The organism is Dactylosporangium sp. CA-139066 (genome assembly GCF_050936175.1).
GTDB lineage: Bacteria > Actinomycetota > Actinomycetes > Mycobacteriales > Micromonosporaceae > Dactylosporangium.
Genome location: NZ_JBNJNH010000001.1, coordinates 8,971,051 through 8,997,127 on the forward strand (window position 1 = coordinate 8,971,051; position 26,077 = coordinate 8,997,127).

The window sequence follows — 26,077 nt, forward strand, 5'->3', positions numbered from 1 at the left end:
CCTCCGAAGGAACGACGCCGGGGTGCACGATCCCCGGATGATCCGGGGCATCGACGAGCGCTAGCCTCTCGCGCATGGCTCTGGTCCGACGCACCGCCGTCCTCGGCACCTCCAACAACCGGGTCGTGGCCGCCGCCACGGTCGCACCGCCCAACCTCGCCCAGCCGCCGGCCGGCTACCCGTACCCGGGCCAGCCGGGTGCGGCCATCCCCACCCAGGCCGGGCCGCCGGACCAGGACGCGACCCAGCGCATCCCCGTGCCGGGCGCCCCGCTGCCGGGCGCCCCGACGGCGGCCGCACCGGCGCCCGAGGTCGGGGCCGCGGTCGCCGTCGGCGGCGACGCCGTGCCCGCGCCGGGGGGCGAGGCCGCGGCCGTGGCCACCCAGCCGGCCAGCATCGGCGCGCTCGTCGCGGCGTTCCTGCTCGTGGCGGCCGGCGGGGCGGGGTCGTGGGCGCTGTACCACTTCGGCGTCAACGCCGACGAGATCCACCTGCCGGACGCGACCGCGCTGTTCGGCGTGCTGTTCGCGTTCGCCACCGCCGTCGAGCGCGTGCTCGAGCCGTTCGCCCGGTTCATGCCCGGCCAGCACGCCAAGGGCGAGCTCGAGCGGGCGGTGGCGAACATGGCGAACAAGTACCACGACGCCACCCTCGACGACCTCATCCAGGTCGCGCACGCCAAGTCGATGGTCGAGCGGGGCCGCGCCAGCCGCGGCCTGGTGTCGTGGGGCATCGCGGTGGCCCTCGCCACCGTCGCGTCGGCCTCCGGCGGGCTCTACCTGCTGCACTCCATCGCCGGCGACGGCTGGCAGGGCATCCCGGTGTGGGTCGACGCCATCATCACCGGCGTGGTCGTCGGCAGCGGCACCAAGCCCCTGCACGACGTCATCTCCAAGGTGCAGAAGAACAAGGAGAAGTCCGAGGACTCCACCAGCGCCTAGCAGCCACCAGCACCTGGCAGTACTGCCCTGCACTACAGGACGAGCAGCCCGTCGGTCTGGCCGCGCTGGGCCAGGCCGGTCAGGGCCTCCTCGGCCGCCAGGTACGGCAGGTACGGCAGGTCGTGCGGCTGCGAGCGCAGCACCTGCGTGGCGTGGTGGGCAGGCACGGAACCGGACGGGTAGGCACGGGCGCAGCGGGCGTCGACCATCGCCCGGCGGGACGCGAACGCGGCCACCGCCTCCCAGTCCGACAGCGGCGCGGTCGTCGGCAGCTGCACGCCCGGCGGCTCGGGCAGCACGTCGACGGAGGTGTACGGCTCGCTGCCGGCCAGCCACCACGACAGCGACCCCACCGCCGAGCGCAGCGGGTACTCGCACCAGTACGGCACGAGGCCGGCCCGCACCACGTGCCACGGGTCCAGGAGCCGGCCGCACTCCACGACGAGCCGGTTGCCGGTGCGGGCGCCGGCGCGCAGCCAGCCGCGGTACAGGTCGGCGACGGCGCCGGAGAGCACGTCCGGGTGGCGGTAGAGGACCTGGCGGACCGGGTTGCCGTGCGCGGAGGCGAAGCGGCGCAGGTCCTCGACGAACCCGCGGTCGACGCTGCGCTCGCCGTCGCTGTCCTGCGGGCCCTCCCCCGCGCCGTCCAGCCCCGGCACCGGGCCCGGGGCGGTGCGCCGGTCGTAGTAGTCGCCCGGGGTCAGGCCGGTGGCGCGGCCGCCGAGCTGGAAGGAGTACCCGGCCGGGCCGGTCAGGGTCAGCCAGCGGCTCACGTCGCGGGTCACGACGATGGGCGCGCCCGGGCGCAGCCGGTCGGCGATGAGGTCGCGGTAGGCGTCCGGCAGCCGCTGCCAGCGCACCACCGCGTACGCGGTCGACGCCGCGGACCAGCCCCGCCACACCGGGTCGTAGACCTGGCGGACGGTCACGTCCGGGTTGGCGTCGAGGATCGCGCGGGCGCCGCGCTCGCCGGCCCGGGCCGCGGCGGCGCCGTCGGCCGGCACCCCGTTGGGCGACATGCCGTCCTGGGTGGCGATGTCGGCCGTGGGCAGCTCGAACGCGGCCGGCAGCCACGGCACGCCGAGGGCCGCCGCCAGGTGCAGCGCGGCGCCGTGCGGCGAGCCGACGACGAGGCCGTTGTAGCGGCCGGGCGGGAGCTGGCCGACGAGCCAGCGGGCGACGACGCCGGCGTCGAGGGTGGTCCCCGGGTCGCGGCGGGCGTGCCGGCCGCGGGCGGTGCTCCAGCGGGGCGCGGCGACGACCGGGCGGGGCACGCCCCGGCGGTACGACAGCGCCCGCCCCGAGGCGATGGCGAGCGCCGTGCCGAGCCCGGTGGGCCACTGCAGGTCAACGTCGGCCGTGGTTTCCGTGCGCCGCCTCACCGGTCCGATCCCCAAAGCTTCACCATTCCCGCCCCGCACTCCTGTCCTTGGTGTGCAGCGGGTCTGCCCAACCTCCGGGTTGCTAAACCCCTGCCGTGGCGCGGGCGGCCACCAACCCGTAGACTCGCTACACATGAAGGCGGACGCGCTACGCGGGCATCTCGACGCACTCCTGCTCGCGGTGCTCGACGGCGAACCCCGCCACGGCTACGCGATCATCGAGGCCCTGCAGGAGCGCAGCGGCGGATCGCTGTCCCTGCCCACCGGGACCGTCTACCCCGCGCTGCGCCGGCTCGAGCGCGCCGGCTACGTCGAGAGCGCCTGGTCGACCGTCGGCGGGCGGGAGCGGCGGACGTACCGGCTGACCAACGCCGGGCGCAAGGTGCTCGCCGAGGAGCGTTCGGCCTGGCAGGAGTTCACGGCGACGATCGGCTCCGTGCTGCTGCCGCCGCCCGCGACGGCCTGAGCCTTCCCTCTGGGGGCCGGCGGCCTGCCCCAGGCCGGCGGCCGGTTGCGCAGAGCCGTGCCGGCGAACGAATCGCACGGGCGTTGTGTGGGCGGCCTTCCCTGGGCCCTGTCCTAGGCGAGCGGCCGGTTGCGCAGGGCCGTGCCGGCGAACGAATCGCACGGGCGTTGTGCGGGCGGCCTTCCCTGGGCCCCGTCCTAGGCGAGCGGCCGGTTGCGCAGGGCCGTGCCGGCGAACGAGACGCAGCGGACCGCGAGGCAGCCGGCGTAGCCGAACGCGGCCGCGAAGGCCGCGACACCGATGAGCACCGGGGGCCACGACGCCGCCGCCGGCCACTGGTAGACGCTCAGCCCGACGACCGCCGCGGCGACCAGGCCGTGCAGGCCCAGGAACGTCACCGCGCCCAGCCCGACGCGGCGGGCGTAGCGCACGCCGTCGCGCAGGTAGCGGCTGCCCCACGAGAAGCCCGCGACGACGAGCGCGGCGACCGCGGCGGCGAGGAACGACGTGTACTTGAAGTGGTCGACCAGCACCCAGTAGAGGTGGCTCGCGTGCTCGGTGCCCCACGGGTTGTCCCACCACATGAGCGGGGCGAGCAGGTTGACCACCGGCAGCACCAGCGCGATCCACAGCGCGGTGCGCCGGCCCTGCTGCGCGGCGAGCTCGGCCTGGTAGCCCGGGACCACCTCGCGCAGCGAGCCGAACTCGGCGACCGCCCGCGCGCGGGCCTCGGCAGGCTCGAGTCCGTCGTCCTCGTAGGCCGCGGCGGCGTCCTCAAGGCTGTGGCGCGCCTCGGTGATCATTTCCAGGCGCGTCGCCCGCGGGCCGCGCAGGGCAGCCGCCAGCGAGCCGATGTAGACATCGACCGGATCGGCAAGGACTTTGGTCACGTCCCCCACGGGTCCAAGGGTCCCACATGCGCCGCGGGGCGCGCCAACACTCAGCTTGCGGCGAGCCGCCCGTCATCCACGCGTACCACCTGGTCGAACCGGTCAAGATCGGCCTGGCGGTGTGTGACCACCACCACGGTGCGCCCCTCCCCCGCCGCCCGCAGCGCCGTGGCGAGCACCGCGTCGGCGGCCGCCGGGTCGAGGCCCTCGGTCGGCTCGTCCAGCAGCAGCACCGGCGGCGGGTCGAGCAGCGCCCGGGCCAGCAGCAGCCGCTGCCGCTGCCCGCCGGACAGCCGCGCGCCGTCCTCGCCGACGAGCTCGTCGAGGCGGCCGCCGTACTCGGGCAGGCCCGCGGCGGCCAGGGCGCCCCGCAGATCCTCGTCGCCGAACCCCTCCCGGCCGAGCGTCAGGTTCTCCCGCACAGACGCGTGGAACACGTGCGCGTCGGCGAACACGCCCCCGGCCACCTGCCACGGCTCGGCCCCCGCCGGCCGCCCCTCGACGACACCGGCCACGACCGGCGCGCGGCCGGCGATCGCGTCCAGCAGCGTCGACTTGCCGGCCCCGCTGGCCCCGACGACGGCGACGCGCCGCCCGGCCGGCAGGTCGAGGTCCACGCCCTCGAGCGCGGGCCGCGCCCCATGCGGGTAGCGGACGGTGACGCCGCGCAGCCGCACGCTCACGGGGCCCGGCAGCGAGCGGAGTTCCGGCTCGTCCGCGCCCGGGCCGGCGGTGCCGACGAGCCCGCGGCCACCGGTCACCGCGGCACGGACCTCGCCACGGCGGGCGGTCCCGACAAGCTCGCGGACTCGGGCCGCGACGGGGCGGACAGAGCCGTCGCGGGCGGTGCCGACGCCGGCGGTGCCGACGCGGGCGGTGCCGACGCGGGCGGTGCCGTCATGGGCGGTGCCGATGAGCTCGCGGACGCGGGCCACGGCGGCGCGGACCTCGCCGTGGCGGGCGGCGGCCGTGGCGAGCGGCACCACCACCTCCCCGACGGTGAGGGCGACGAGCGCGAGGACCGGCGCGGCCGGGCCGTGGGCGAGGACCCCGACGGCGACCGCGGTACCGGCCGGCACCAGGGCGGCGGCGCCGGTCACGAGCCCGGACACGGCGGCGGCGCGGGCCTCGAGCCGGGCGAGGCGCCGCCCACGGGCCGCGGCCCCGGCGAGCGCACCCGGCATCGCCCCGAACGCCACCAGCTCCGCGGCCCCCTGCGTGAGGTCCACAGTGGACTGCGTGAGGTCGCCCCGGGCGCGCGCGATGGCCGGGCCCGAGCGGTTCAGGGCGTTGCCGAGCAGCGGCAGCAGGAGCCCGGCGATGAGCAGGCCGCCGGCGAGGACCACACCGGCGCGGAGATCGGCGGCGCCGACCCCGGCCACGGCGGCCACGCCGACGACGGCCGCGACGCCGGCCGGCAGCACGGCACGCAGCAGCAGATCCTGCACGGCGTCCACATCGGACACCACACGGCTCAGCGAGTCCCCGTGCGCACCGACGCCCCCACCCACGCCGCCACCGTCATTCGCACCGCCACCGCCATTCGCGCTGCCACCGCCATTCGCGCTGCCACCGCCATTCGAGAGGCCAGCTCCGTTCCCAACGCCGCCGTTCGCAATGCCGCCGCCGTTCGCCGCGCCGCCGCCGTTCGAGAGGCCGGCGCCGTTCGAGAGGCCAGTGCCGTTCGAGGGGCCGGCGCCGTTCGCGACGGTGTCTCCGCGGGCGGCCAGCGCGGCGAAGGCCCGGGCGCGCAGGTCCGCCAGCACGCGCAGGACGGCGTCGTGGCTCGCGAGGCGTTCGGCGTACCGTGTGCCGCCCTTGAGCAGGGCGAAGGCCCGCACGGCCGCGATGGCCACGGCCAGCGCGGACAGCGGCGGCCGCTCGGCGGCGCGGACGATCATCCAGGTGGCGGTCCCGACGAGGCCGACGCCGGCCGCCTCGGTCAGCACCGCGAGGAGGCCGGCAAAGACGAGCCGGACCCAGATCGCCTTCACCAGGCCACCGCCGGACGGGAAGCCGCGGCGCAGCCGGGAAAGAGGCCGGTAAGAAGGCGCTGGGGCCGGGAAAGCCGCGAAAGAACCCGGGCAAGCCGCGAAAGAGGCCGGGCAAGCCGCGAAAGAGGCCGGGCAAGCCGGGAAAGAGGCCGGGCAAGCCGGGAAAGAGGCCGGGCAAGCCGCGAAAGCCGGGGAAGAGGCCGGAAAAAGAGGCGCTGGGGCCGGGTCGCCGTCATGCGGCCACCGCCGGGTGGGCCTCGGTGAGCCGGCCCGCTTCCACGCGCACCGTGCGGGTGGCGATCGACAGCAGCGCCGGGCGGTGGGCAACGAGCAGCGCGGTGCGCCCGGCGGCGAGACGGGCCGCGGAGGCCACCACGGCGGCCTCGCTCGACGGGTCGAGGCGGGCGGTCGGCTCGTCGAACAGCAGCAGCGCGGCGTCCCGGCGCAGCCAGGCGCGGGCCATGGCGAGGCGCTGGCGCTGGCCGCTGGACAGTCCGTGCTCGGCCAGGTCGGTGTCGTAGCCGCGCGGCAGCGCCTGCACGAACCCGTCGGCCTCGGCCGCGCGCGCCGCCGCGACGACGTCGGCGAGCGGGACCTCGGGGGCGCCGAGGCGGATGTTGTCGGCGACGGTGCCGGCGAACAGGTGCGGGCGCTGCGGCAGCCAGGCGAGGCGGGCCCGCCACGCGTCCAGGTCGAGGGCGGCGAGGTCGGCGCCGCCGACGAGCACCCGGCCGGCGGTCGGCGGCGTGAACCCGAGCACGACGGACAGCAGCGTCGACTTGCCGCCGCCGCTGGGGCCGACGAGGGCGATCCGGTCGCCGGGCTCGACGGCGAGGTCCGCGTCGCGCAGGGCGAGGACGTCGCCGTAGCGGACCTCCACCCGCTCCAGGACCACCGCGGCGTCCGCCGGTGGCAGCCGGGGCTGCGTCGTGGCCGGCGAAGGTGGCAGGTGTACGGCATGCAGCTCGGCCGCCGCCGCCAGCCCTTCCTGGCTGGCGTGGAACTTCGTGCCCAGCGCCCGCAGCGGCAGGTACGCCTCGGGGGCGAGCAGCAGCACGACGAGGGCGGCGGTGAGGCTCAGCCCGCCGTGCAGCAGCCGCAGCCCGACCGGCACCGCGACGAGCGCGACGGAGACGGTGGCGACGAGCTCGAGCACCAGCGCGGACAGGAACGCCAGGCGCAGGGTACGCATGGTCGCCGCCCGGTACGCCTCGGCGGTCGCCCGGACCCGGCGCGCGTACGACGGCCCGCGCCCGAACGCGCGCAGCGTCGGCAGGCCGCGCACGGTGTCGAGGAAGTGCCCGCCGAGGCGGCCGAGCAGCGCCCACTGCCGCTCGGTGCGGGCGCCGGTGGCCTTGCCGACCAGGATCCCGAAGACCGGGATGAGCGGCAGGGTGAGCGCGACGACGACCGCGGACGTGAGGTCGGTGAGGGCGAGCCAGCCGAGGGTGGCGAGCGGGACGAAGGCGGCGAGGAACACCTGCGGCAGGTAGCCGGTGAGGTACCCGTCGAGGCCGTCGACGCCGCGCCCGGCCAGGGTGGCGAGCTCGCCGGCCCGCCGCCCGGCCAGCCACGCGGGCCCGCGCCGGGCGGCCGAGTCGAGCAGCTCCTCACGCAGGTGCGCCTTGATGCCGGCGGCGGCCCGCCCGGCGACGGCGGTCAGCGCGCCGGCGTGCAGGGCCCGCAGCAGTACCGCGACGGCGGCGACAACCAGCGCGGCCCGGTCGAGCCGCCCGCCGGCCGCCGCGGCCAGCAGCGTGGCGAGGCTCACCGCCTGCGTCACGATGAGCACCGCGGCCAGCAGCGCGGAGCCGGCCAGCACGATCGCGTAGCGCCGCACCGGGCCGATACGCAGCAGCCTTCTGTCCACCTGTCGCTCCTACCAGTACAGCGACGCCCGGCGCCGGAACAGCCACCAGCACGCGGCCTGGACGGCGACGAGCACCGGGAGGAGCGGGGCCGCGCCGAGGGCGAGCAGCCGCAGCGTGTCCCCGCCGGCGGCCGCGCCGGCGACGGTGACCGTCGCGCCCGGGTCCAGGGTGGACGCTAGCACGGCCGGGAACAGCGCCGACGCGGCCGCGAGGGCCGGTAGGGCGCACGCCACAGCGGTCGCCGCGAACGCCCGCCCGCCGGCTCGCGGGGCCAGGAAGCTCGCCGCCATCGCGGCACCGGCGGCGGCGAGGGCGAGGATCGTGCCCGCCACCGGGTTGCGCACCGCGTCGGGGGCGGCGGCGTACCAGCCGCCGACCGTGAGCACGACCACGCCGGCCGCGACCGGGGCGAGCCGCACGACGAGCCGGCGCATCCGCGCGCGCAGCGGACCCTCCTCCAGGCGCCAGCCCAGGTACGCGGCGCCGTGCACGAGGACGAGCAGCACGTTGGCGGCGGCGGTCAGCCAGACCCGCGGGTCGCCCAGCGGCGCGTAGCCGTGCACGCGGCCGGCGGCGTCGAGCGGGACGCCGTGCAGCAGCACGCCGAAGAGCAGCCCCCAGCCGGCGGCGAGGGCCAGGCCGCTCGCGGCGATGAGCGCGTCGAAGCCGCCCCGCCGCCGGCCGCGGCTGCGCAGCTGGACGCCGGCGTTGAGGGCGAGCAGGCCGAGGACGATCGCGACCACGGCCGGGTAGGCGGCGCCGAACAGCTCGCCGTCCAGCCGCGGGAACGCGGCCACGAGAACGCCGGCGGCGCCGACCGCCCACACCTCGTTGCCGAGGAACATCGGGCCGATCGCGTTGAGGGCGGCCCGCCGTTCGCCGTCGCCGCGCAGGGCCGGCAGCAGCATCGCGACGCCCTGGTCGAGCCCGCCGAGCACGAAGTAGGCCACCAGGCAGAAGCCGAGGATGCCGTACCACAAATTGCTCACGCCGCCACCTCCGCTTCGCTCCGGCGCCGGCGCGAGTCCGAACTGTGCATATGGTTCACGGCTCCTCCGCTTCGCTCCGGACCGCTCACGCCGCCACCTCCGCTTCGCTCCGGCGCCGGCGCGAGTCCGAACTGTGCATATGGTTCACGGCTCCTCCGCTTCGCTCCGGACCGCTCACGCCGCGACCTCCTGCAGCTCGGCGGGGCTCTCTTCCTCGACCCCGAACTCGCCGCCCGGCGGCCGGGCCGCCGCCCGGGCCAGGAGCCACCAGTCGACGACGGCGAGCGCGGCGACGAGGACGGTGAAGCCGAACGTGGAGGCCCGCAGCGCCCCGGCGCTCATCGGCGACACGGCGTCGGCGGTGCGCAGCAGCCCGTAGACGGCCCACGGCTGGCGGCCCTCCTCGCGCACCAGCCAGCCGAGGATCGCCGCGGCGAACGGCACCGGGATGAGGACGGTGAGCAGCCACAGCGCGGGCCGGGCCCAGCGGCGGCGGATCAGGGTGTCGCGGAACGTGAGCAGCTGCACGATGAACAGCAGCAGGAACAGCAGGTTGGCGATGCCGATCATCGAGTCCAGGGCGGTGCGCACGATGTCGCCGGGCAGGTAGTGGCCGGGGCCGAAGCGGGCGACCATGTCGGCCTGGGCGGCCAGCGCCTTGGCGCCCTCGGACATCTTCGTCGGCTGGTTGTCGCCGATCGGGCCGAACTGGGCGTAGCCGAAGCCGATGGTGAAGAACGAGCCGATGAGCCCGACCCGGACGCCGAGGCGCAGCGAGCGGCGGAACAGCTCGTGGTCGTCGGGCCGGCCGGGTCCGGTGGATGAGGTCGCTTTGCGCACGCGCCAGGCGCTGATGCCGGCCATGAGGATGCCGCCGGTGGTCATGGCGGCGGCCACGGCGTGCAGCAGGGAGAACCACAGGGCGCTGTTGGTGAGCAGCGCGCCGAAGTCGGTGAGCCGGACGGTGCCGTCGGCGTCGCGGGCGTACCCCACCGGGTGCTGCAGGAACGCGTTGCTGACCATCACCCAGAACGCCGAGAGCATCGCGGTGGCGGCGACGCCCCAGATCAGCAGCAGATGGAGGCGCTTGCCGAGCTGACCTTTGTGGACCAGGCCCCAGCCGAAGATCCACATGCCGAGCAGCGTGGACTCGAGCACGAACGCGATGAGCGTCTCCAGGGCCAGGGGCGCGCCGAACACGTCGCCGGTGAGCCGGGACAGGCCGCTCCAGTTGAGCCCGATCTCGAACTCCATGACCAGCCCGGTGGCGATGCCGACCGCGTAGTTGATCGCGTACAGCAGCCCCCAGAAGCGGGCCATCCGGCCGTACACCGGGTTGCCCGACACCACGTAGCGCGTCTGCAGCACGGCGACGAGCACGACGAGGCTCAGTGTGACCATGACGAACAGGAAGTGCAGCGATGCGGTCAGCCCGAACTGCAGCCGGGCATACTCCAGGGCTGTCATGCGTCGCCCCCCGACATGTACCCTACCAACATGTCGTCACCCTACACGTAGCGCCGCGCGACAAAAAGCGCCCCCTCGATCAACGAGGGGGCGCTCCGGTTGTTCGGTCAGGCCGCGGTTGTCGTCAGGCCGCCGTGTGTCTCGATCCGACCTTGGCCACCTCGACCAGGGCCTGCGCGCGGGCGTACTCGGCCGGGGTGAACGCCGGCGCCGGCCGGCGAACGTACAGGGTGCCGCCCGCCGGGTCCGGCAGCTGCATTCCGGTCGCCGTGAAACCGGCCGGGCCGGTGGAGGCGCCGGCCTTCCAGGAGATGTCGCAGTCGCCGAGCAGCGCCGCGATCGCCTCCTCGAGGGTGGCCGAGCCGTCGAGCACCTTGGCCGCCAGCGCGAGGACCCGGGTCGGCTCGTCGGCGAGCCCGCGCACGTCGGACGGGGCGATCCACGGGTCGCGGCCGCGGCCGCGCTGCACGGCGTCGGCCAGGTCGGCCACAGTGAGCTCGTCGGGGGCCTCGACGAGGAAGTCGTCGACGGCGCCGAGCTCGGTGGTGTGCACCTGCACGGAGAGGATGTTGACCTTGCGCAGGGCCAGGCTCGCGGTGAGCACGGAGAGGAAGCCGGGGCGGTCGTCGACCGTCGCCCGGATGCGCCAGAGCGTCATGCCGTCACGCCGCCCAGGTTTTTGTGCCGGCGGGAGCGGGGGCGCCGAGCTCGGAGCCACCCGCCTCACCCGGTTCCGCCAAACCGGGCCCCGCCAGCCGTTCCCCGAGCACAAGTGCCGTAGCACCGACCAGCTGCGCCAGCCGTTCCACCTCGGATCCGTGGAACGGTGGTGCTCCCGCGTCGCCGTCCGCCCCGCCGCGGCCGACGACAAGGACCAGGCCTCCACGCTGGAAAGGCGCGACAGCGAGATGTACGCCGTCAGCAGCGCTCAACGCGCGAGGCCGGAGTGGTGCGATGTCCACCTGTGGGGGGACATCCGGAGCGCGCCAGCTGGCGCAGATCACCGAGGTGGAGGACCATGCCCGGGCGCGCGCGCCGCCGCCCGCCCAGTCCGGTCCGATCTGGATCGCGACCGCCCAGTCCGCGCCGAACAGTGCGGGTGCCGCGTCAACGACCGTCGCCAGGCCGTTGCCGGGGTTCGCCGCCACCTGTCCGATGAGCGCGACCTCGCGGCCACTGCTCGGCTCCGACAGCTCGGTGCCGCGCCACACACCGTCCACGCGAACGCCTGGGATCGCCGCGAGGCCGGTGAGCACGCGGTCGACCGGGCCCGAAGCCGGCCAGACCACGGTGAAGTCGTCCACCGCACGGCCGCCGACCCGTTCCAGTACCACGACCGAAACGATGTCCGCGCCGACCACACCCAGCGTCCGGGCAACCTGCCCGAGTGAGCCGGGACGGTCGGGCAACGTAACCCGCAGCCTCAGCAGCATGTGGGTGACCTCCCGTTCGTCCTTGGGCTTGGATGTACGCCGCCGTTGGTGTACGCCTTGCTCTCCGGTTCTGCTGACCAGGTTGCCTACCGCCCGTTTCCGCGCCGTTTCGCAGCGGTGTCGATGCCGGAACGTTTCCCGAGGCCCCGATTCGGACATTCCGGGGTGAACTCGGCCGCAGTGCTTGACAGAGAATGTGTCTCACCCATGGACTGGCCGGATGAGCACCCCGCCCGGCCTCGATCTTCCCCGCCTGCAGACGTACCTCGACGAGAAGGCCCCCGGCCTGGTCGGCGCCCCGCTGACGGCCGAGCTGGTGGCCGGCGGCCGGTCGAACCTGACGTACGTCGTCAACGAGGTCTTCGTGCTGCGCCGCCCGCCGCTCGGCCACGTCCTGGCCACGGCGCACGACATGGGCCGCGAGTTCCGGGTGATCTCGGCGCTCGGCCCGACCGCCGTGCCGGTGCCGGAGGCGCTGCTGCTCTGCGAGGACGACAGCGTGCTCGGCGCCCCGTTCTACCTCATGGCCCGGGTGCCCGGCGTCGTGCTGCGCCACCGCGAGCAGACCGACCCGCTCGGGGACGCCGGCCGCCGCCGCGTCGCCGACGCCATGATGGACACCCTCGCCGAGCTGCACCTGGTCGACCCGGCCGAGGTCGGCCTGGCGCAGTTCGGCCGGCCGGAGGGCTTCCTGGAGCGGCAGGTCCGGCGCTGGGCCGGCCAGCTGGAGAAGTCGCGCAGCCGCGAGCTGCCGGCCGCCGACGAGCTGCGCGACCGGCTCGCCGCGTCCGTGCCGGCCAGCCCGCGCACCGGCATCGTGCACGGCGACTACCGGCTCGACAACCTCATCGTCGACCCGGGCACCCTGAGCGTCGCCGCCGTGCTCGACTGGGAGATGGCCACGCTCGGCGACCCGCTGACCGACCTGGGGCTGCTGCTGGCGTACTGGAACGTGCTGGACCGCATCAAGACCGGAAAGAACCCGATCGCCGACGGCCTGGGCGCCGCCGCCGGCTTCCCCAGCGGCGACGAGCTGCTGGAACGTTACGCGCGCACGGCGCCGCTGAGCGACGACCTGCACTGGTACGTCGGGCTGGCCTGCTACAAGCTGGCCGTCGTGCTCGAGGGCATCCACTACCGCTACACGCACGGGCAGACCGTCGGGGCCGGCTTCGACGAGATCGGGGACCTCGTCTCCCCGCTCCTGCGGGCCGGTGTCGCAGCACTTCGCGGAGAGCCGACGAACAGCGGAGAGCCAATGAACAGCGGAGAGCCAACGAACAGCGGAGAGCCAATGAACAGTGGGGAAGGCTGATGGACTTCGGTTTCGACGAACGCACCGCCGAGCTGCACGAGAGGCTCACGGACTTCATGGAGGAGGAGGTGTACCCCGCCGAGGCCGTCATGGAGCAGCAGCTCGCGTCGGCCGCCGACCCGTGGGCGCGCCCCCCGGTCATCGAGGACCTCAAGCGCGCCGCGCGCGGGCGGGGCCTGTGGAACCTGTTCCTGCCCGGCCCTGAGCACGGGGCCGGGCTGACCAACCTGCAGTACGCGCCCCTGGCCGAGATCACCGGCCGCAGCCCCCACCTCGCCCCCGAGGCCCTCAACTGCGCCGCCCCCGACACCGGCAACATGGAGGTGCTGGCCCAGTTCGGCTCCCCCGAGCAGCGCGACCGCTGGCTCAAGCCGCTGCTGGAGGGCCAGATCCGCTCGGCGTTCTGCATGACCGAGCCCGACGTCGCCTCCTCCGACGCGACGAACATCGCCACCCGCATCGAGCGCGACGGCGACGAGTACGTCATCAACGGCCGCAAGTGGTGGTCCTCCGGCGCGATGAACCCCGCCTGCGCCGTCTTCATCGTCATGGGCAAGACCGACCCGGACGCCGAGCGGCACCGGCAGCAGACGATGGTCTGCGTGCCGCGCGACACCCCCGGCATCACCGTCAAGCGGGGCATGCACGTCTTCGGCTACACCGACGCCGCCCACGGCGGCCACGCCGAGGTGGTCTTCGACAACGTCCGGGTACCGGCGAGCGCCCTCATCGCCGGCGAGGGCGAGGGCTTCGCGATCGCCCAGGCGCGCCTCGGCCCCGGCCGCATCCACCACTGCATGCGCCTCATCGGCATGGCCGAGCGGGCCCTGGAGCTGCTGTGCGGCCGCGTGAGCCAGCGGGTCGCGTTCGGCCGCCCGCTCGCCGAGCAGGGCGTCATCCAGGACTGGATCGCCGAGTCGCGGGTGCGCATCGAGCAGGCCCGCCTGCTGGTGCTCAAGACCGCCTGGCTCATGGACACGGTCGGCAACAAGGGCGCCCACACCGAGATCCAGGCCATCAAGATCGCCGTGCCGTCGATGGCCGAGTGGGTCCTCGACAAGGCGATCCAGGCCTACGGCGCGGCCGGCGTCAGCCAGGACACGCCGCTGGCCCAGCTGTGGGCCGGCGCCCGCACGCTGCGCCTGGCCGACGGCCCGGACGAGGTCCACAAGGCGTCCCTGGCCCGGCGCGAGCTGCGCAAGTACAGCTAGCGGGAGGTACAGCAGGACAAGCGCGACCGGCAATGAGCAACGACCGCGGATCGGCGCCCCGCACGGCGCCGGTCCGCGGTCGTCCTTGTCGTGCCGAGGGGATGTCTAGGGGGCCGGGGCCGCCGGGGGCACGGCCGGGTCGTAGGGGGCCGGGGGCTCGGCCGTCGCCGGGAACTCGTCGGGACCGTCCAAGAAGCGGTCGCTCGCGGCCTGGATGGCCCTCGGGGCCGCCGCCGCCACCGCCCAGCCCACGGCCACGCCGCCGAGGACCGCCACCGCGAACCAGCCCCACGGCTTGCGGGGCCGCTTGCCCGACAGCGCGTCCAGCGCCGAGTTGGCCCGCCGCCACGCTTCCGTCGAGACGGAGCCGACCCGGTCCGACGCCGTGCTGTACGCCGATCCGACCCGGTGCGACGCCGTGCCGTAGCGGTCCGAGGCCTCGTCGGCCAGGTCCGACGCGCGGTCCTTGACCGTGCCGCCGAACTCCTTGACCGTGCCGCCGAAGGCCCGCGCGCTGTCGAGCGCGGACACCAGATGGTCCCAGGCTTCCTCCGCCACGCTCTCCGCGTGGCGCCTCCGCTTCTTCCACTGAGAGCTCATCGATCTGCCACCTCCTCCAAAGTCCCGATGCCCCCGCCGGAGAAACGGCAAACGCTGCCGGTCGGATGCCTGGTCCGACGCCGGTGGGCCTGGTCCTAGGCCGAGGCCCGGCGCACCAGGTGGGTCTCGACCATCACCGATGAGGATGCCGCACCGCCGATGCGGGCGATCAGCAGCCGGGCCATCTCCCGGCCCATCGCCTCGACGGGCTGGTGGACGGTGGTCAGCGGCGGGTCGGTCTGGCGGGCGATCGCCACGTCGTCGAAGCCGACCAGGGCCACGTCGTCGGGGACGCGCTTGCCGAGGTCGCGCAGGGCCCGCAGGGCGCCGACGGCCATGAGGTCGGAGGCGGCGAACACCGCGTCGATCGCCGGGTCGGCCTCGAGCAGGTCGTGGACCGCGCGCTCGCCGCTGGCCTCGGAGAAGTCGCCGTACGCGATGAGGCGCTCGTCGACGCCCAGCCCGGCCCGCTCCAGGGCCTCCCGGTAGCCCGTCAGCCGGGAGACGCCGACGGCCATGTCCTGCGGCCCGGCGATCGCGGCGATGCGGCGGCGCTGGCGGTCCAGCAGGTGGCCGACGGCGATGCGGGCGCCGCCCTCGTTGTCGGCGTCGACGTACGACAGCTGCGACAGCTGCGCGGTGAAGTTGAGCTGCTCGTCGTCGGCCAGCATCTGGGCCGGGCGCCCGCCGAGCACGACCGGCAGGCCGCGGCGCTCCAGCAGCAGCGGCAGCGGGTCGGCGTCGTGCAGGGAGAGCAGCATCACGCCGTCGACGTGCTGGTTGGTGAGGTGGTGCTCGACCCGCTCGCGCTCGGCCGGCGACTGCGCCATCGCCAGCCACAGCTGCAGCTGGGTGTCGGCCAGGGCCGAGCTGATGCCGCGCACGATGCCGGCGAAGAACGGCTCGCCGAAGACGCGCTCCCCCGACTCCGACACGACCAGCGCGACGGAGTCGGTGCGCTGCGTGACGAGCGCGCGGGCGGCGCGGTTGGGCACGTACCCCAACTCGTCGATCGCCTTCTGCACGGCGGCGCGGGCCTCGGGGCTCACCTGGGGCGAGCCGTTCACGACCCGGGACACGGTGCCGCGGCCCACGCCGGCGCGCAGGGCGACCTCGTCGAGCGTGGGCCGGCCGGCGGAACGCGGGCGGCCCGTGGACGGGATGTTCACGCCTCATTGTGCGCACATCCCGTCAGCGGGCCACCCGACGGTCGGACGAATCTTGTTCAGGGCCCTGCTCTTTCAGGGCCCTTCTTTTCAGGAAATCGTCAGAATCACCTCAGAAATCGCACCGGCGGGGGCGAGGGGGAGTACCGAATCGGGATCCCGGGCCTCGCCGTCGACGGTGAGTGACCGCTCCGCGCCGCGCTGTACGGTGATGTTGTAGGTGGCGCCGCGGAAGCGGCGGACCGCCGTGAAGCCCGGCCAGTCCGCCGGGATCACCGGGGCCACCCGCAGGCCGGTCAGCTCCGGGCGGATGCCCAGGATCCACTGCGTGACGGCGGCGTAGTTCCAGGCCGCGGTGCCGGTCAGCCACGAGTTCTTGGCCTCGCCGTGGGTCGGCGCGTCGCGGCCGGCGATCATCTGGGCGTACACGTACGGCTCGCAGCGGTGCACCTCGCTGATCGCCTCCCGGGCGGCCGGCAGGATGCGCTTGTAGTAGTCGAACGCCCCGTCGCCATTGCCGACGATCGCCTCGGCGATCATGAGCCACGGGTTGGTGTGGCAGAAGATGCCGGCGTTCTCCTTGTACCCGGGCGGGTAGGAGGAGATCTCGCCGAGCTCGACCCGGTAGGAGCTGTAGGCCGGCTGCTGCAGGACGATCCCGTGCGGGGTGGCGAGCCGCTCGCGCACCGAGGCCAGCGCCGTCGCCGCGGTGCCGTCCTCGACGCCGACGCCGCCCATGATGCACATGCCCTGCGGCTCGATGAAGATCTGGCCCTCGTCGTTGGAGGCCGAGCCGACGACGTTGCCGTGGAAGTCGTACGCGCGGCGGAACCACGCGCCGTCCCAGCCGTGCTCGGCGATGGTGCCGGCCATCTTCTCGGCCGCGTCGAGGTACTCCTGCCCGGGCCGGCCGACGAGCGCGGCGATCCCGGCCAGCTCCCGCGCCGCGAGGACGAACTGCCCGGCGATGAACACCGACTCGGCGACGCCGCCGGTGGCGTTCTCGGTCGTCTGGAACGGCTCCCCCGGCGTCTCGGAGAAGCAGTTGAGGTTCAGGCAGTCGTTCCAGTCGGCCCGCCCGATCAGCGGCAGGCCGTGGGGGCCGAGGCGCTCCAGGGTGTACCGCAGGGAGCGCTGCAGGTGGTCGTAGAGGGGCTGCTCGGAGCCGGGGTCGTTGTCGTACGGCACCGGCTCCTCCAGGATCGAGGTGTCGCCGGTCTCCTTGAGGTACGCGGCCACGCCGAGGATGAGCCACAGCGGGTCGTCGTTGAAGCCGGAGCCGATGTCGTTGTTCCCGCGCTTGGTCAGCGGCTGGTACTGGTGGTAGGCCCCGCCGGTGGACAGCTGGGTGGCGGCGATGTCGAGGATCCGCTCGCGGGCCCGCTCCGGGATCATGTGCACGAAGCCGAGCAGGTCCTGGTTGGAGTCGCGGAAGCCCATGCCCCGGCCGATGCCCGACTCGTAGAACGACGTCGACCGGCTCATGTTGAACGTCACCATGTTCTGGTACGCGTTCCAGATGTTGACCATCCGGTCCGTGTCGCCGTCGGGCGTGGCCACCTGCAGCCCGCCGAGCAGCGCGTCCCACTGCTCGCGGAGCGCACGGAAGCCGGCGTCGACGGTCTCCTGCTGCAGCCACCGGGCGATGACCGGGCGCACCATGTGCTTGTTGATCGTCTGCGAGCCGGGCGGGTCGAACTTCGCGTCGCGCGGGTTCTCCCAGTAGCCGAGCACGAAGCCGATCTCGCGGGTCTCCCCCGGCTCGAGGGTGACGCGCACGTGGTGCGAGCCGTGCGGCTGCCAGCCGTGGGCGATCGAGTCGGAGGAGGCGCCGCGCTCGACGGCGATCGGGCGGTCCCACGAGCGGTACGGGCCGAGGAACGACTCGCGGGCGGTGTCGAAGCCGGCGAGGGGCTCGCTGCAGGCGAAGTACGCGAAGTGGTCGCGCCGCTCGCGGTACTCCGTCTTGTGGTAGATGACGCCGTCGACGACCTCGACCTGGCCGGTGCTGAAGTTGCGCTGGAAGTTGGTGGCGTCGTCCTGGGCGTCCCAGAGGCAGAACTCCACGGAGGAGAAGACGGAGAGCTCGGCCACGCTGTCGGCTTGATCGGGGCTGCGCTCGTTGGTCAGCCGCAGCCGCCAGACCTCCAGCGTCTCGCCCAGCGGCACGAAGTACGACACCTGGGCCTTGATGTTGCGGTAGGCCGAGGAGATCTGCGTGTAGGACAGCCCGTGGCGGCACTCGTACTCGTCCAGCTCGGTCTGCGTCGGCTGCCAGGTCGGCGACCAGTACGCGCCGTCTTGAGCATGGTCGCGCAGATACAGGTAGCGGCCGCCGAAGTCGAACGGGGCGTTGTTGTAGCGGTACCGGCTGAGCCGGCGCAGCCGCGCGTCGCGGTAGAACGAGTAGCCGCCGGCGGTGTTGGAGATGATGCCGAAGTACGCCTCGGTGCCCAGGTAGTTGATCCAGGGCAGCGGGGTGTCGGGCCGGTCGATCACATACTCGCGACGTTCGTCGTCGAAGTGGCCGAAGCGCACGGGATGCCTCCTGCGGTGCGGGGGGTTAGGCCGACTCGCGCACCACGAGGTGCGTGTCGAGCACGGTCGAGTGGGCCGGCCCGCCGGCGATGCGGGCCAGCAGGAGCCTTGCCATCTCGCGACCCATGCCCTCCACCGACTGGTGCACGGTGGTGAGCGGCGGAAGGGTCTGCCGGGCGACGGCGGAGTCCTCGAAGCCGACCACGGCGACGTCCTCGGGGATCCGCCGGCCCTGCTCGCGCAGCGCACGGATGGCCCCCGCCGCCATGAGATCGGAGGCGGCGAAGACCGCGTCGAGGCCCGGGTTGAGATGCAGCAGGCGGTACATTGCGTCGGCCCCGCTCGCCTCGCTGAAGTCGCCGTAGGCAATGAGCCGATCGTCGGAAAGATAGGCGCCCGACGCTCGTGCCGCCAGGCGCAGCGCCTCGCGATACCCCCGGAGGCGGGCCTTGCCGACCCCCATGTCCTGGGGCCCGGCGATCGCCGCCACGCACCGGCGGCCCAGGCTGAGCAGGTACTCCACGGCGGTGCGGGCGCCGCCCTCGTTGTCGTTGTCGACGAAGGCGACGCCGTTGCCGTTCGTGTGGGCGCTTTCCAGCATCTGGGCGGGCCGGCCGCCCAGCACCGTGGGCAGCCCCCGCCCGGCCAGCAGGCCGGGCAGCGGGTCGTCGTCGTGCAGGGACAGCAGCAGCACGCCGTCGACGTGCTGGTCGGACAGGTGCCGCTCGACCAGCTGCCGCTCGGCGGTGGACTGGGCCATCGCCAGCCACAGCTGCATCTGGGTGTCGGCCAGGTGCGAGCTGACGCCGCGCACGATCCCGGCGAAGAACGGCTCACCGAAGACCCGCTCCTCGGACTCGGAGACGACCAGCGCCACCGAGTCGGTCCGGCGGGTCACCAGCGCCCGCGCGGCCCGGTTGGGCACGTAGCCCAGCTCGTCGATCGCCTTCTGCACCGCCGCGCGGGCCTCGGGGCTCACCTGGGGCGAGCCGTTGATGACCCGGGAAACGGTGCCGCGCCCGACACCGGCCAGGGCAGCGACCTCGTCAAGTGTCGGGCGGTGCACGCTACCCGGCCAGGCCGTTGCGCTTGATGACCTGGCGGTAGCGGTGACCGCTGGCCTTGATCGTGCGCCGCTGGGTGGCGTAGTCCACGCCGATCACGCCGAAGCGCTTCGAATAGCCCCATGCCCATTCGAAGTTGTCCAGCAGCGACCAGGCGAAGTAGCCGCGCAGCGGCGCGCCCTGCTCGATCGCGGCCAGGCAGGCCCGGAAGTGGGCGTCGAAGTAGGCGACCCGCTCGGCGTCGTGGATCTCCCCGTCTGGGCCCGGGGTGTCGGCGTAGGCCGCCCCGTTCTCGGTGATGTAGAGCGGGACGGGCGGGTACTCCTGGGCGACGCGCACGAGGGTCTCGGTGAGCCCGGGCGCGTCGACCTCCCAGTCCATGTCGGTGACCGGGACGCCGGGCCGCTTGATGAAGCGCACGTCCTCGCTGCCCGGCCACGACGTCGGCGCCCGCCAGTAGGGCTCGGCCGGCACGTCGGGGTCGGGCGCGGCGACCACGTGCCGGCTGTAGTAGTTGATCCCGAGCAGGTCCAGCGGCGTGGAGATGGTCTTGAGGTCGCCGTCGTGGACGAAGCCGAAGTCGGTGACGCCGGCGACGTCGCGCTTCACATCCTCCGGGTATTCACCCCGCAGCACTGGGTCGAGGAAGATCCGGTTGGCCAGGCCGTCGATGCGCCGCACCGCGTCCAGGTCCCCCTCGCGGGCCGGGTCGGCCGGCGAGATCGCGTAGAGGTTGAGCGTGATGCCCAGCTCCGCCTCCGCGTCCGCGGCCCGGATCGCCTCGAGCGCGTGGCCGTGGCCGAGCAGCAGGTGGTGCATCGCGGCGAACGCGTCGGGGGCGTGCTGGCGGCCGGGGGCGTGCACGCCCGAGGCGTAGCCCAGGAAGGACGAGCACCAGGGCTCGTTGAACGTGGTCCAGTGCCGGACCCGGTCGCCGAGCGCGCCGTGCACCAGCGCGGCGTACTCGGCGAACCGGGCGGCCGTGTCGCGGTTGGGCCAGCCGCCGGCGTCCTCGAGCTCCTGCGGCAGGTCCCAGTGGTACAGCGTGACCCACGGCCGGATGTCGTGCTCGAGCAGCTCGTCGACGAGCCGCCGGTAGAAGTCCAGGCCCTTGGCATTCATCGGCCCGCTGCCGCCCGGCTGCACGCGGGGCCACGCGATGGAGAACCGGTAGGCCGGAAGGCCCAGGTCCCGCATCAGCGCGACGTCCTCGCGGTAGCGGTGGTAGTGGTCGCACGCCTCGTCGCCGGTGTCGCCGCCCTTGGTCTTGCCGGGGGTGTGGCTGAACGTGTCCCAGATGGAGGGGGTGCGGCCGTCCTCGGCCACCGCCCCCTCGATCTGGTACGACGCGGTCGCCGCCCCCCACACGAATCCGGGTGGGAACGTCAGCGGGTCGATGATGGTCACGCCTTGACCGAACCTTCCATGATGCCGCCGATGATCTGGCGGCCGAATGCGATGAACACGATGAGCAGCGGCACGATCGCCAGGGCTGTCCCGGTAAAGACTTGCACGTAGTCCGTCTTGTAGTAACCGGTCGCCAAAATGTTCAGCGAAACCTGCACGGTCGGCGTGTCACCGTTGAGCACCACGTAGGGCCACAGGAAGTCGTTCCACGTCTCCATGAAGGTCAGCAGGCCGAGGACGGCCGCCGCCGGGCGCAACGCCGGGAGCACGACACTCCAGTACGTCCGCCAGGTGGAGGCACCGTCCATGCGGGCCGCCTCGATCAGCTCGTCGCTGATCGCGGACTCGGCGTACTGCCGGATCATGAACACGCCGAAGCCCTTGACCAGGAAGGGCACGATGACCGCCTGCAGCGTGTTAGTCCAGTCTAGCTTCACCATGAGCAGGTACAACGGGATGATGTTGACCTGCGTCGGGATCATCATCGTCATGATGATGATCAGCAGGAGCGCGTTCTTGCCGCGGAACTTGAGCTTGGCGAACGCGAAGCCGGCCAGGGTGGAGAAGAACACCACCGACAGGGTGACGCAGCCCGAGACGATGGCCGAGTTGACGAGGCCGTAGACGAAGTTGGCGTCCGAGTTCTGCAGCACCCGCGCCGCGTTGTCGAAGAAGTTCGGGCCGGGGGTCAGCGGCGGCGGGATCGCCGTCACCGCCGAGTTGTCGCGCGAGGCGACGATGAACGACCACACGATCGGGAAGATGGACAGCACGATCGTGATGATCAGGCCGAGGTACGTCAGCGGGCTGGCCTCCCACAGCGCCGCCGAGGCGCTGCGGACCCGGCCGGGCTTCTTCTGCGGGTTGGGCGCGGGGCGGGCCGGCGCGGACCGGGTCATGGTGCTCATGAGTTGGTCCCCCGAACCGAGCGGCGCACCAGCAGGAAGTTGACCAGCGCGAAGACCAGGATGATGAGGAACAGCAGCCACGAGATCGCGGCGCCCTTGCCCACGTTGAAGTTGTTCATGAACGTGGTCTCGTAGATGTACATGGCCACGGTCTGGAACTCGTTGAGCGAGCCGCCCTGGATCCGGCCGTAGTTGAACAGCAGCGGCTCGGTGAACAGCTGCATGCCGCCGATGGTCGAGATGATCACCGTGAACAGGATCGTGGGCTGGATCAGCGGTACCGTGATCCGCCAGAACCGGCGGAAGGCCGACGCCCCGTCGAGCGAGGCGGACTCGTAGAGCTCCTTCGGGATCGCCTGCATCGCGGCGAGGTAGATCAGCGCGTTGTAGCCGGTCCAGCGCCAGTCGACCATGAAGGCGATGGCGGTCCAGGACGACCACTGGTGGTTGCGCCACTCGACCGCGTCGAGGCCGACGCTCTGCAGCGCCCAGTTCGCCAGGCCGTAGCGGTCGGCGAAGATGAGGCCGAAGACGATGCCGACGGCGGCGACCGAGGTGATGTTCGGGATGAGCACGCCCATGCGGATCGCGGTGCGGGCGCGCATCTTCTTGTTGAGCCAGCTGGCGATCATGAGCGCCAGGATGAGCTGCGGCACGGTCGCGACCACGAAGAGCCCGAACGTGTTGCCGAGCACCTTCCAGAAGTGGTCGTCCTGCAGGACCTTCGTGTAGTTCTCGAAGCCGACGAAGCCCGCGTCGCCGCCCGTCAGCGTGTTCTTGCGCGTCGACAGGATGGCCGTGTAGATCAGCGGGTACGCGCCGAACACCGCGAAGAGCAGGAAGAACGGCGCGACGAACAGGTACGGGGAGAATCTGAGGTCCAGCCGGCCGAGACGCACGGAGCGCCGCCGCGGCGGCGTCACCGGGTCCTTTCGCCCGGGGCCCTGCCTTCGATGATTCGCCCGGGGCACCTCGACGTTGGTGGTCATGGTGGTGGTCCTTCTTCCAGAGCGCGAAATCCCGGTCGCTGAGGTTCCGGTCGCTAGCGAGCGGAGGTGGCGTCAGCCGCCACCTCCGCCCGTGTTCGATCGGCTACCGATCAGCCCTCGGCCAGCGCCTTGCTGTCCTTGATGGCCTTGTCCCAGCCCGCCTGGGCGGAGAGCTTGCCCTGCTCGGCCGCCTGCATGGCCGGCTCGAACGCGTTCTCCCACAGGGCCTGGTGCTTCGGGCCCAGGTAGATCGGCTTGAGCTCCTTCGCCGCGGCGACGTAGATCTTGCCGACGGGGGCGTTGTTGAAGTAGTCGTTCGTCGCGTCGGCGATCTGCGGGTCGGCCAAGGCCGACACCGACGACGGCAGCGGGCCCGCCTCCTTGAAGGCGTCGATGCCGCCCTGCTTGCCGGTCAGGAACTTGATGAGCTCGAACGCGGCCTTCTTGTTCTTGCTCTGCTCCGGGATCGCGAGGTAGGAGCCGCCCCAGTTACCGCCCTTGCCCGGGATGGTGGCGATGTCCCACTTGTTCTTGCCGGCGTCGCCGGCGCGCTCCTTGATCACACCGGTGTACCACGGCGGGCACGGCACGGTCGCGAACGCGGCGTTCTTGAACGCGGCGTCCCAGTCCGCCTGCCAGCGGGCCAGCTTCGCGGTCAGGCCCTTGCTCGCCATGTCGATGCCCAGGTCGTAGGCCTTGCGCACGACCGGGTTGGTGTCGCCGATGTACTTGTCGGTCTTGTCGTAGAACCAGGTGTCGCTGTTCTGCATGATGTACGGCTGCATGATCGACGTCGCCGAGTCGATCCAGGCCGCGCCGGTGTTCTTGGCCTTGAACTCCTCGCCCTTCTTGACGTAGTCCTCCCACGTCGGCCACAGCTTGCTGACCTCGTCGCGGGCGGTGGGCAGGCCGGCCTTGGCGAACAGGTCGGTGCGGTAGCACATGGCCAGGGGGCCGACGTCGGTGCCGAGACCGACGAGCTTCTTGCCGTCCGCGGTGAACGCGTTCTTCCACTTGAACGACAGGTAGTCGCTCTCCACCGACGAGGCGCCCAGGTCGAGCAGGTTCGCGAAGCCCTTGTTGTCCTTCAGGTACTGCAGCAGCATGCCCTCTTCGAGCATGACGACGTCGCTCGCGCCGCTGCCGGCCGAGATCTGCTGGGCCAGCTTCGGCACGAAGTCCTTGGTCTGGCCCTCGTTCTTGACGTCGACCTTGATGTTCGGGTTCGCGGCCTGGAAGTCCTTGACGGCCTGCGTGAAGCCCGGGGTACCGAAGTACGACAGCGAGATCGTGACCGGGCCACCGGCCGTGCTGTTGTCCGAGCCGGCGTTGTCCTTCTTGGCACTGCAGGCGCCCATGCCGAGCGCGAGCCCGACGGTCAGCGCGGCCGCGGCGACGGATCGCATGCGGCGCGAGGTGAAGCTCATCCTGACCCCTCTCTCAGGTCGTGATGGTGTGTTGGGTGTGTTGGGTGCGGGGTGTTGATGCGTGCGTTCTGCAGAGGTGCTGCGGCGGGCAGGGTGAAGCCCCCGCCGGGGTATGGCGACATGCGAGTTGATGCCTCCCGCGGCCGCGGGGTGTGTCACCGGCCACAGCCGCGGGAGCGCTCCCATGAGATTGGACCGCGAACAGCGACGTGTCAATGGGGCAATGGGAGCGTTCCCATTTCGTTACCGCAAGATTTCTTAGCCGGTTTTCGCCCGGCTATATCGCGCAATGTCCCTTTTGCCCGCACACGCACGGTGACATTGACGCCGATGCCCGGCAACGGGCGGCCGCCATTGAATTCCATAGATGGTCGGCGCCGCCCGAAACTTACACGGGCGTCGATCAACGGTCGGTCGTTCGGACCCTAATCAAATGGGCGCGGGGGGCGGTCACGTCATGCGGCGCAGGAGGGTGCTCGCCGGCGCCGGGTCGAAGGCCGCCGGGTCGAAGTCGCGGCCCAGCCACGCGCGCATCGCCTCGTGCTCGGGATCGGCCGGATCGCCGTACGCGGCCAGGAACCGCCGATAGCCGCCGGGCCCGCCGACGTCGTCCGGCGGGCAGGCCCGCTCGCCGCCGGTGCACATCGGGTAGCGCATGTCCGGCTCGGCGGGCCCCACGTCCTCGACGGCGATCTCGTGCTCCCACCAGTCGCCGAAGTCGTAGGTGTACCGCAGCCGGGATCCCTTGCCCGCCACCGCGTCCAGCCGCGCGTCGAGCTCGTCGCGGACCTCGAGCAGCCCGTCGGGATCGGGCACGCCGTACTGCACCCCGTCGATGTCGAACACGTGCAGGTGCCGGTCGCCCCACCCCATCGCGAACTGGATCACCCGGTGCAGGCGGTCGAGGGTGAACCCGCCGGGCACGTGCACGCGCCGCCAGACGACGGGCTCGACCCCGTCGAGGGCGATGCGCAGCTGGAAGATCATGCGAGCCATGGTGGTGACATTGTTGACCGGCCGGGCCCGGCGGCGCAGCCTGAACTGGTGATCTGTCAAGCGTGCCGCGACAAACGGCATGAACAGTGCCGGGGCGGGAACTGGTGCGACTGCCAGCACCGGGCGCCCGAGCCCACGCCGCCGGTGACGGGGCCGCCGGGCGAGTAGGGTTTGCCGGTGCAGCTGCTGTGGCCCGCGCCCGATCCCGCGCCCGACCTCCTCGAGCTCTACCGGACGCCGCCGGAGCCCTGGCTGCGGCTCAACTTCGTGTCCAGCCTCGACGGGGCCGGGCACGTCGGCGGCAGGAGCGAGCCGCTGTCCGGCCGGGCCGACAAGCGGGTCTTCGGCCTGCTGCGCATGCTGTGCGACGCCCTCGTCGTCGGGGCCGGGACGGTGCGCGAGGAGAACTACCACGCGCTGCGCCTCGACGAGCGGCGCCGGGCCTGGCGCGTCGCCGCCGGCCTGCCCGAGTACCCGACCCTCGTCGTCGTCTCCGCCCGCGGCAGGCTCGACCCGGGCCACCGCGCCCTCGCCGAGGCGCCGGTGCGGCCGGTCGTCGTCACCCACCGGCGCACCGACCCCGGGCGGCTCGCCGACGTCGCCGACATCGTCGCCGCGGGTGAGCACGAGGTCGACCTCGCCGCCGCGCTCGCCGCGCTGCGCGAGCGGGGGCACCGGCAGATCCTCAGCGAGGGCGGCCCGCGGCTGTTCGGCTCGCTCACCGCGGCCGGGCTCGTGGACGAGCTGTGCCTGACCGTCTCGCCGCTGCTGGCCGGGCCGGGCGCCGACCGGATCACCACGGGGCCCGCGGTCGAGACCCCGCAGGCGCTCACGCTGCGTCACGCGCTGCTCGCCGAGGGATCGCTGCTGCTGCGGTACACCCGCTGAACCCCGAATCCACAGCACGGTCCACAGCCCTGTGGACAACCCACCCCGACCCTGTGGACAAGGGCGCGTTCGTCCCTTTTGCCCCCGTGAATGGGGCACTCATCCATCCACGCGGGCGTGGTGCCTTCGACCCGC

22 protein-coding genes are annotated in these 26,077 nt (G+C 72.9%); 5 read left to right on the top strand and 17 right to left on the bottom strand.

Annotated elements, in window-relative coordinates:
- Positions 1-74: 74 nt before the first annotated feature.
- Complete coding sequence (locus ACQEVU_RS41090) at positions 75-941, top strand: hypothetical protein (protein WP_433333532.1); 867 nt, start codon at positions 75-77, stop codon at positions 939-941.
- A gap of 32 nt (positions 942-973) precedes the next feature.
- Here the strand turns inward: ACQEVU_RS41090 and ACQEVU_RS41095 are convergent, their stop codons facing one another.
- Positions 974-2,323 (bottom strand): hypothetical protein, encoded by a 1,350-nt coding sequence (locus tag ACQEVU_RS41095; protein ID WP_433333534.1) that lies wholly within the window; start codon positions 2,321-2,323, stop codon positions 974-976.
- A 133-nt stretch (positions 2,324-2,456) separates the two neighbouring features.
- On the opposite strand from ACQEVU_RS41095, the gene ACQEVU_RS41100 reads away from it, so the two are divergent.
- Positions 2,457-2,789, top strand: a complete 333-nt coding sequence (locus ACQEVU_RS41100; RefSeq protein ID WP_433333536.1) for a PadR family transcriptional regulator — start codon at positions 2,457-2,459, stop codon at positions 2,787-2,789.
- A 197-nt stretch (positions 2,790-2,986) separates the two neighbouring features.
- Here ACQEVU_RS41100 and ACQEVU_RS41105 read toward each other — a convergent pair whose 3' ends face one another.
- From ACQEVU_RS41105 to ACQEVU_RS41135, 7 genes are all read right to left on the bottom strand, one after another.
- On the bottom strand, positions 2,987-3,688 hold the full coding sequence (locus tag ACQEVU_RS41105; protein ID WP_433333538.1) for a permease prefix domain 1-containing protein: 702 nt from the start codon (positions 3,686-3,688) through the stop codon (positions 2,987-2,989).
- 41 nt (positions 3,689-3,729) lie between these two features.
- Positions 3,730-5,673: an ATP-binding cassette domain-containing protein gene (locus ACQEVU_RS41110; protein WP_433333540.1), complete on the bottom strand. Its 1,944-nt coding sequence runs from the start codon at positions 5,671-5,673 to the stop codon at positions 3,730-3,732.
- A 232-nt stretch (positions 5,674-5,905) separates the two neighbouring features.
- The gene (cydD, locus tag ACQEVU_RS41115) at positions 5,906-7,543 is read right to left on the bottom strand and encodes a thiol reductant ABC exporter subunit CydD (RefSeq protein ID WP_433333542.1); all 1,638 of its coding nucleotides are present in this window, start codon (positions 7,541-7,543) and stop codon (positions 5,906-5,908) included.
- Between the two features lie 9 nt (positions 7,544-7,552).
- Entirely contained in the window at positions 7,553-8,533 is a 981-nt protein-coding gene (locus ACQEVU_RS41120; protein WP_433333544.1) for a cytochrome d ubiquinol oxidase subunit II, read from the bottom strand.
- 174 nt (positions 8,534-8,707) lie between these two features.
- A complete protein-coding gene (locus ACQEVU_RS41125; RefSeq protein ID WP_433333546.1) occupies positions 8,708-10,000 on the bottom strand; it encodes a cytochrome ubiquinol oxidase subunit I in 1,293 nt (430 codons plus the stop codon).
- Positions 10,001-10,124: 124 nt separating this feature from the next.
- On the bottom strand, positions 10,125-10,658 hold the full coding sequence (locus tag ACQEVU_RS41130) for an ACT domain-containing protein (protein WP_433333548.1): 534 nt from the start codon (positions 10,656-10,658) through the stop codon (positions 10,125-10,127).
- A gap of 4 nt (positions 10,659-10,662) precedes the next feature.
- Positions 10,663-11,433, bottom strand: a complete 771-nt coding sequence (locus ACQEVU_RS41135; RefSeq protein WP_433333550.1) for an amino acid-binding protein — start codon at positions 11,431-11,433, stop codon at positions 10,663-10,665.
- A gap of 220 nt (positions 11,434-11,653) precedes the next feature.
- Here ACQEVU_RS41135 and ACQEVU_RS41140 point away from each other — a divergent pair, with 220 nt between their 5' ends.
- Both ACQEVU_RS41140 and ACQEVU_RS41145 read left to right on the top strand, forming a co-directional pair.
- Positions 11,654-12,748: a phosphotransferase family protein gene (locus ACQEVU_RS41140; RefSeq protein ID WP_433333552.1), complete on the top strand. Its 1,095-nt coding sequence runs from the start codon at positions 11,654-11,656 to the stop codon at positions 12,746-12,748.
- Positions 12,748-13,959 carry an acyl-CoA dehydrogenase family protein gene (locus ACQEVU_RS41145; RefSeq protein ID WP_433333554.1) on the top strand — a complete coding sequence of 404 codons (1,212 nt, stop codon included), beginning with the start codon at positions 12,748-12,750 and terminating at the stop codon, positions 13,957-13,959. The genes ACQEVU_RS41140 and ACQEVU_RS41145 overlap by 1 nt, the downstream gene beginning before the upstream one ends.
- 105 nt (positions 13,960-14,064) lie before the next feature.
- On the opposite strand, the gene ACQEVU_RS41150 is transcribed toward ACQEVU_RS41145, so the two are convergent.
- The 9 genes from ACQEVU_RS41150 to ACQEVU_RS41190 form a co-directional block, all read right to left on the bottom strand.
- On the bottom strand, positions 14,065-14,559 hold the full coding sequence (locus ACQEVU_RS41150) for a hypothetical protein (protein ID WP_433333556.1): 495 nt from the start codon (positions 14,557-14,559) through the stop codon (positions 14,065-14,067).
- Between the two features lie 95 nt (positions 14,560-14,654).
- Positions 14,655-15,722 (bottom strand): LacI family DNA-binding transcriptional regulator, encoded by a 1,068-nt coding sequence (locus tag ACQEVU_RS41155; RefSeq protein WP_433335276.1) that lies wholly within the window; start codon positions 15,720-15,722, stop codon positions 14,655-14,657.
- Positions 15,723-15,815: 93 nt separating this feature from the next.
- Positions 15,816-18,263 (bottom strand): GH36-type glycosyl hydrolase domain-containing protein, encoded by a 2,448-nt coding sequence (locus tag ACQEVU_RS41160; RefSeq protein WP_433333558.1) that lies wholly within the window; start codon positions 18,261-18,263, stop codon positions 15,816-15,818.
- Between the two features lie 25 nt (positions 18,264-18,288).
- The gene (locus tag ACQEVU_RS41165) at positions 18,289-19,329 is read right to left on the bottom strand and encodes a LacI family DNA-binding transcriptional regulator (protein ID WP_433333560.1); all 1,041 of its coding nucleotides are present in this window, start codon (positions 19,327-19,329) and stop codon (positions 18,289-18,291) included.
- A gap of 1 nt (position 19,330) precedes the next feature.
- Complete coding sequence (locus ACQEVU_RS41170; RefSeq protein WP_433333562.1) at positions 19,331-20,734, bottom strand: GH1 family beta-glucosidase; 1,404 nt, start codon at positions 20,732-20,734, stop codon at positions 19,331-19,333.
- Positions 20,731-21,633, bottom strand: coding sequence for a carbohydrate ABC transporter permease (locus ACQEVU_RS41175; protein ID WP_433335278.1), 903 nt, complete (start codon positions 21,631-21,633; stop codon positions 20,731-20,733). Before ACQEVU_RS41175 ends, ACQEVU_RS41170 begins: the two co-directional genes overlap by 4 nt.
- Before the next feature lie 5 nt (positions 21,634-21,638).
- Positions 21,639-22,631, bottom strand: a complete 993-nt coding sequence (locus tag ACQEVU_RS41180; RefSeq protein WP_433333564.1) for a carbohydrate ABC transporter permease — start codon at positions 22,629-22,631, stop codon at positions 21,639-21,641.
- Between the two features lie 110 nt (positions 22,632-22,741).
- Positions 22,742-24,058 (bottom strand): ABC transporter substrate-binding protein, encoded by a 1,317-nt coding sequence (locus ACQEVU_RS41185; RefSeq protein ID WP_433333566.1) that lies wholly within the window; start codon positions 24,056-24,058, stop codon positions 22,742-22,744.
- A gap of 450 nt (positions 24,059-24,508) precedes the next feature.
- On the bottom strand, positions 24,509-25,054 hold the full coding sequence (locus ACQEVU_RS41190) for a plasmid pRiA4b ORF-3 family protein (protein WP_433333568.1): 546 nt from the start codon (positions 25,052-25,054) through the stop codon (positions 24,509-24,511).
- Positions 25,055-25,225: 171 nt separating this feature from the next.
- Here ACQEVU_RS41190 and ACQEVU_RS41195 point away from each other — a divergent pair, with 171 nt between their 5' ends.
- Positions 25,226-25,942: a pyrimidine reductase family protein gene (locus ACQEVU_RS41195; RefSeq protein WP_433333570.1), complete on the top strand. Its 717-nt coding sequence runs from the start codon at positions 25,226-25,228 to the stop codon at positions 25,940-25,942.
- The last annotated feature ends 135 nt before the right edge of the window (positions 25,943-26,077 follow it).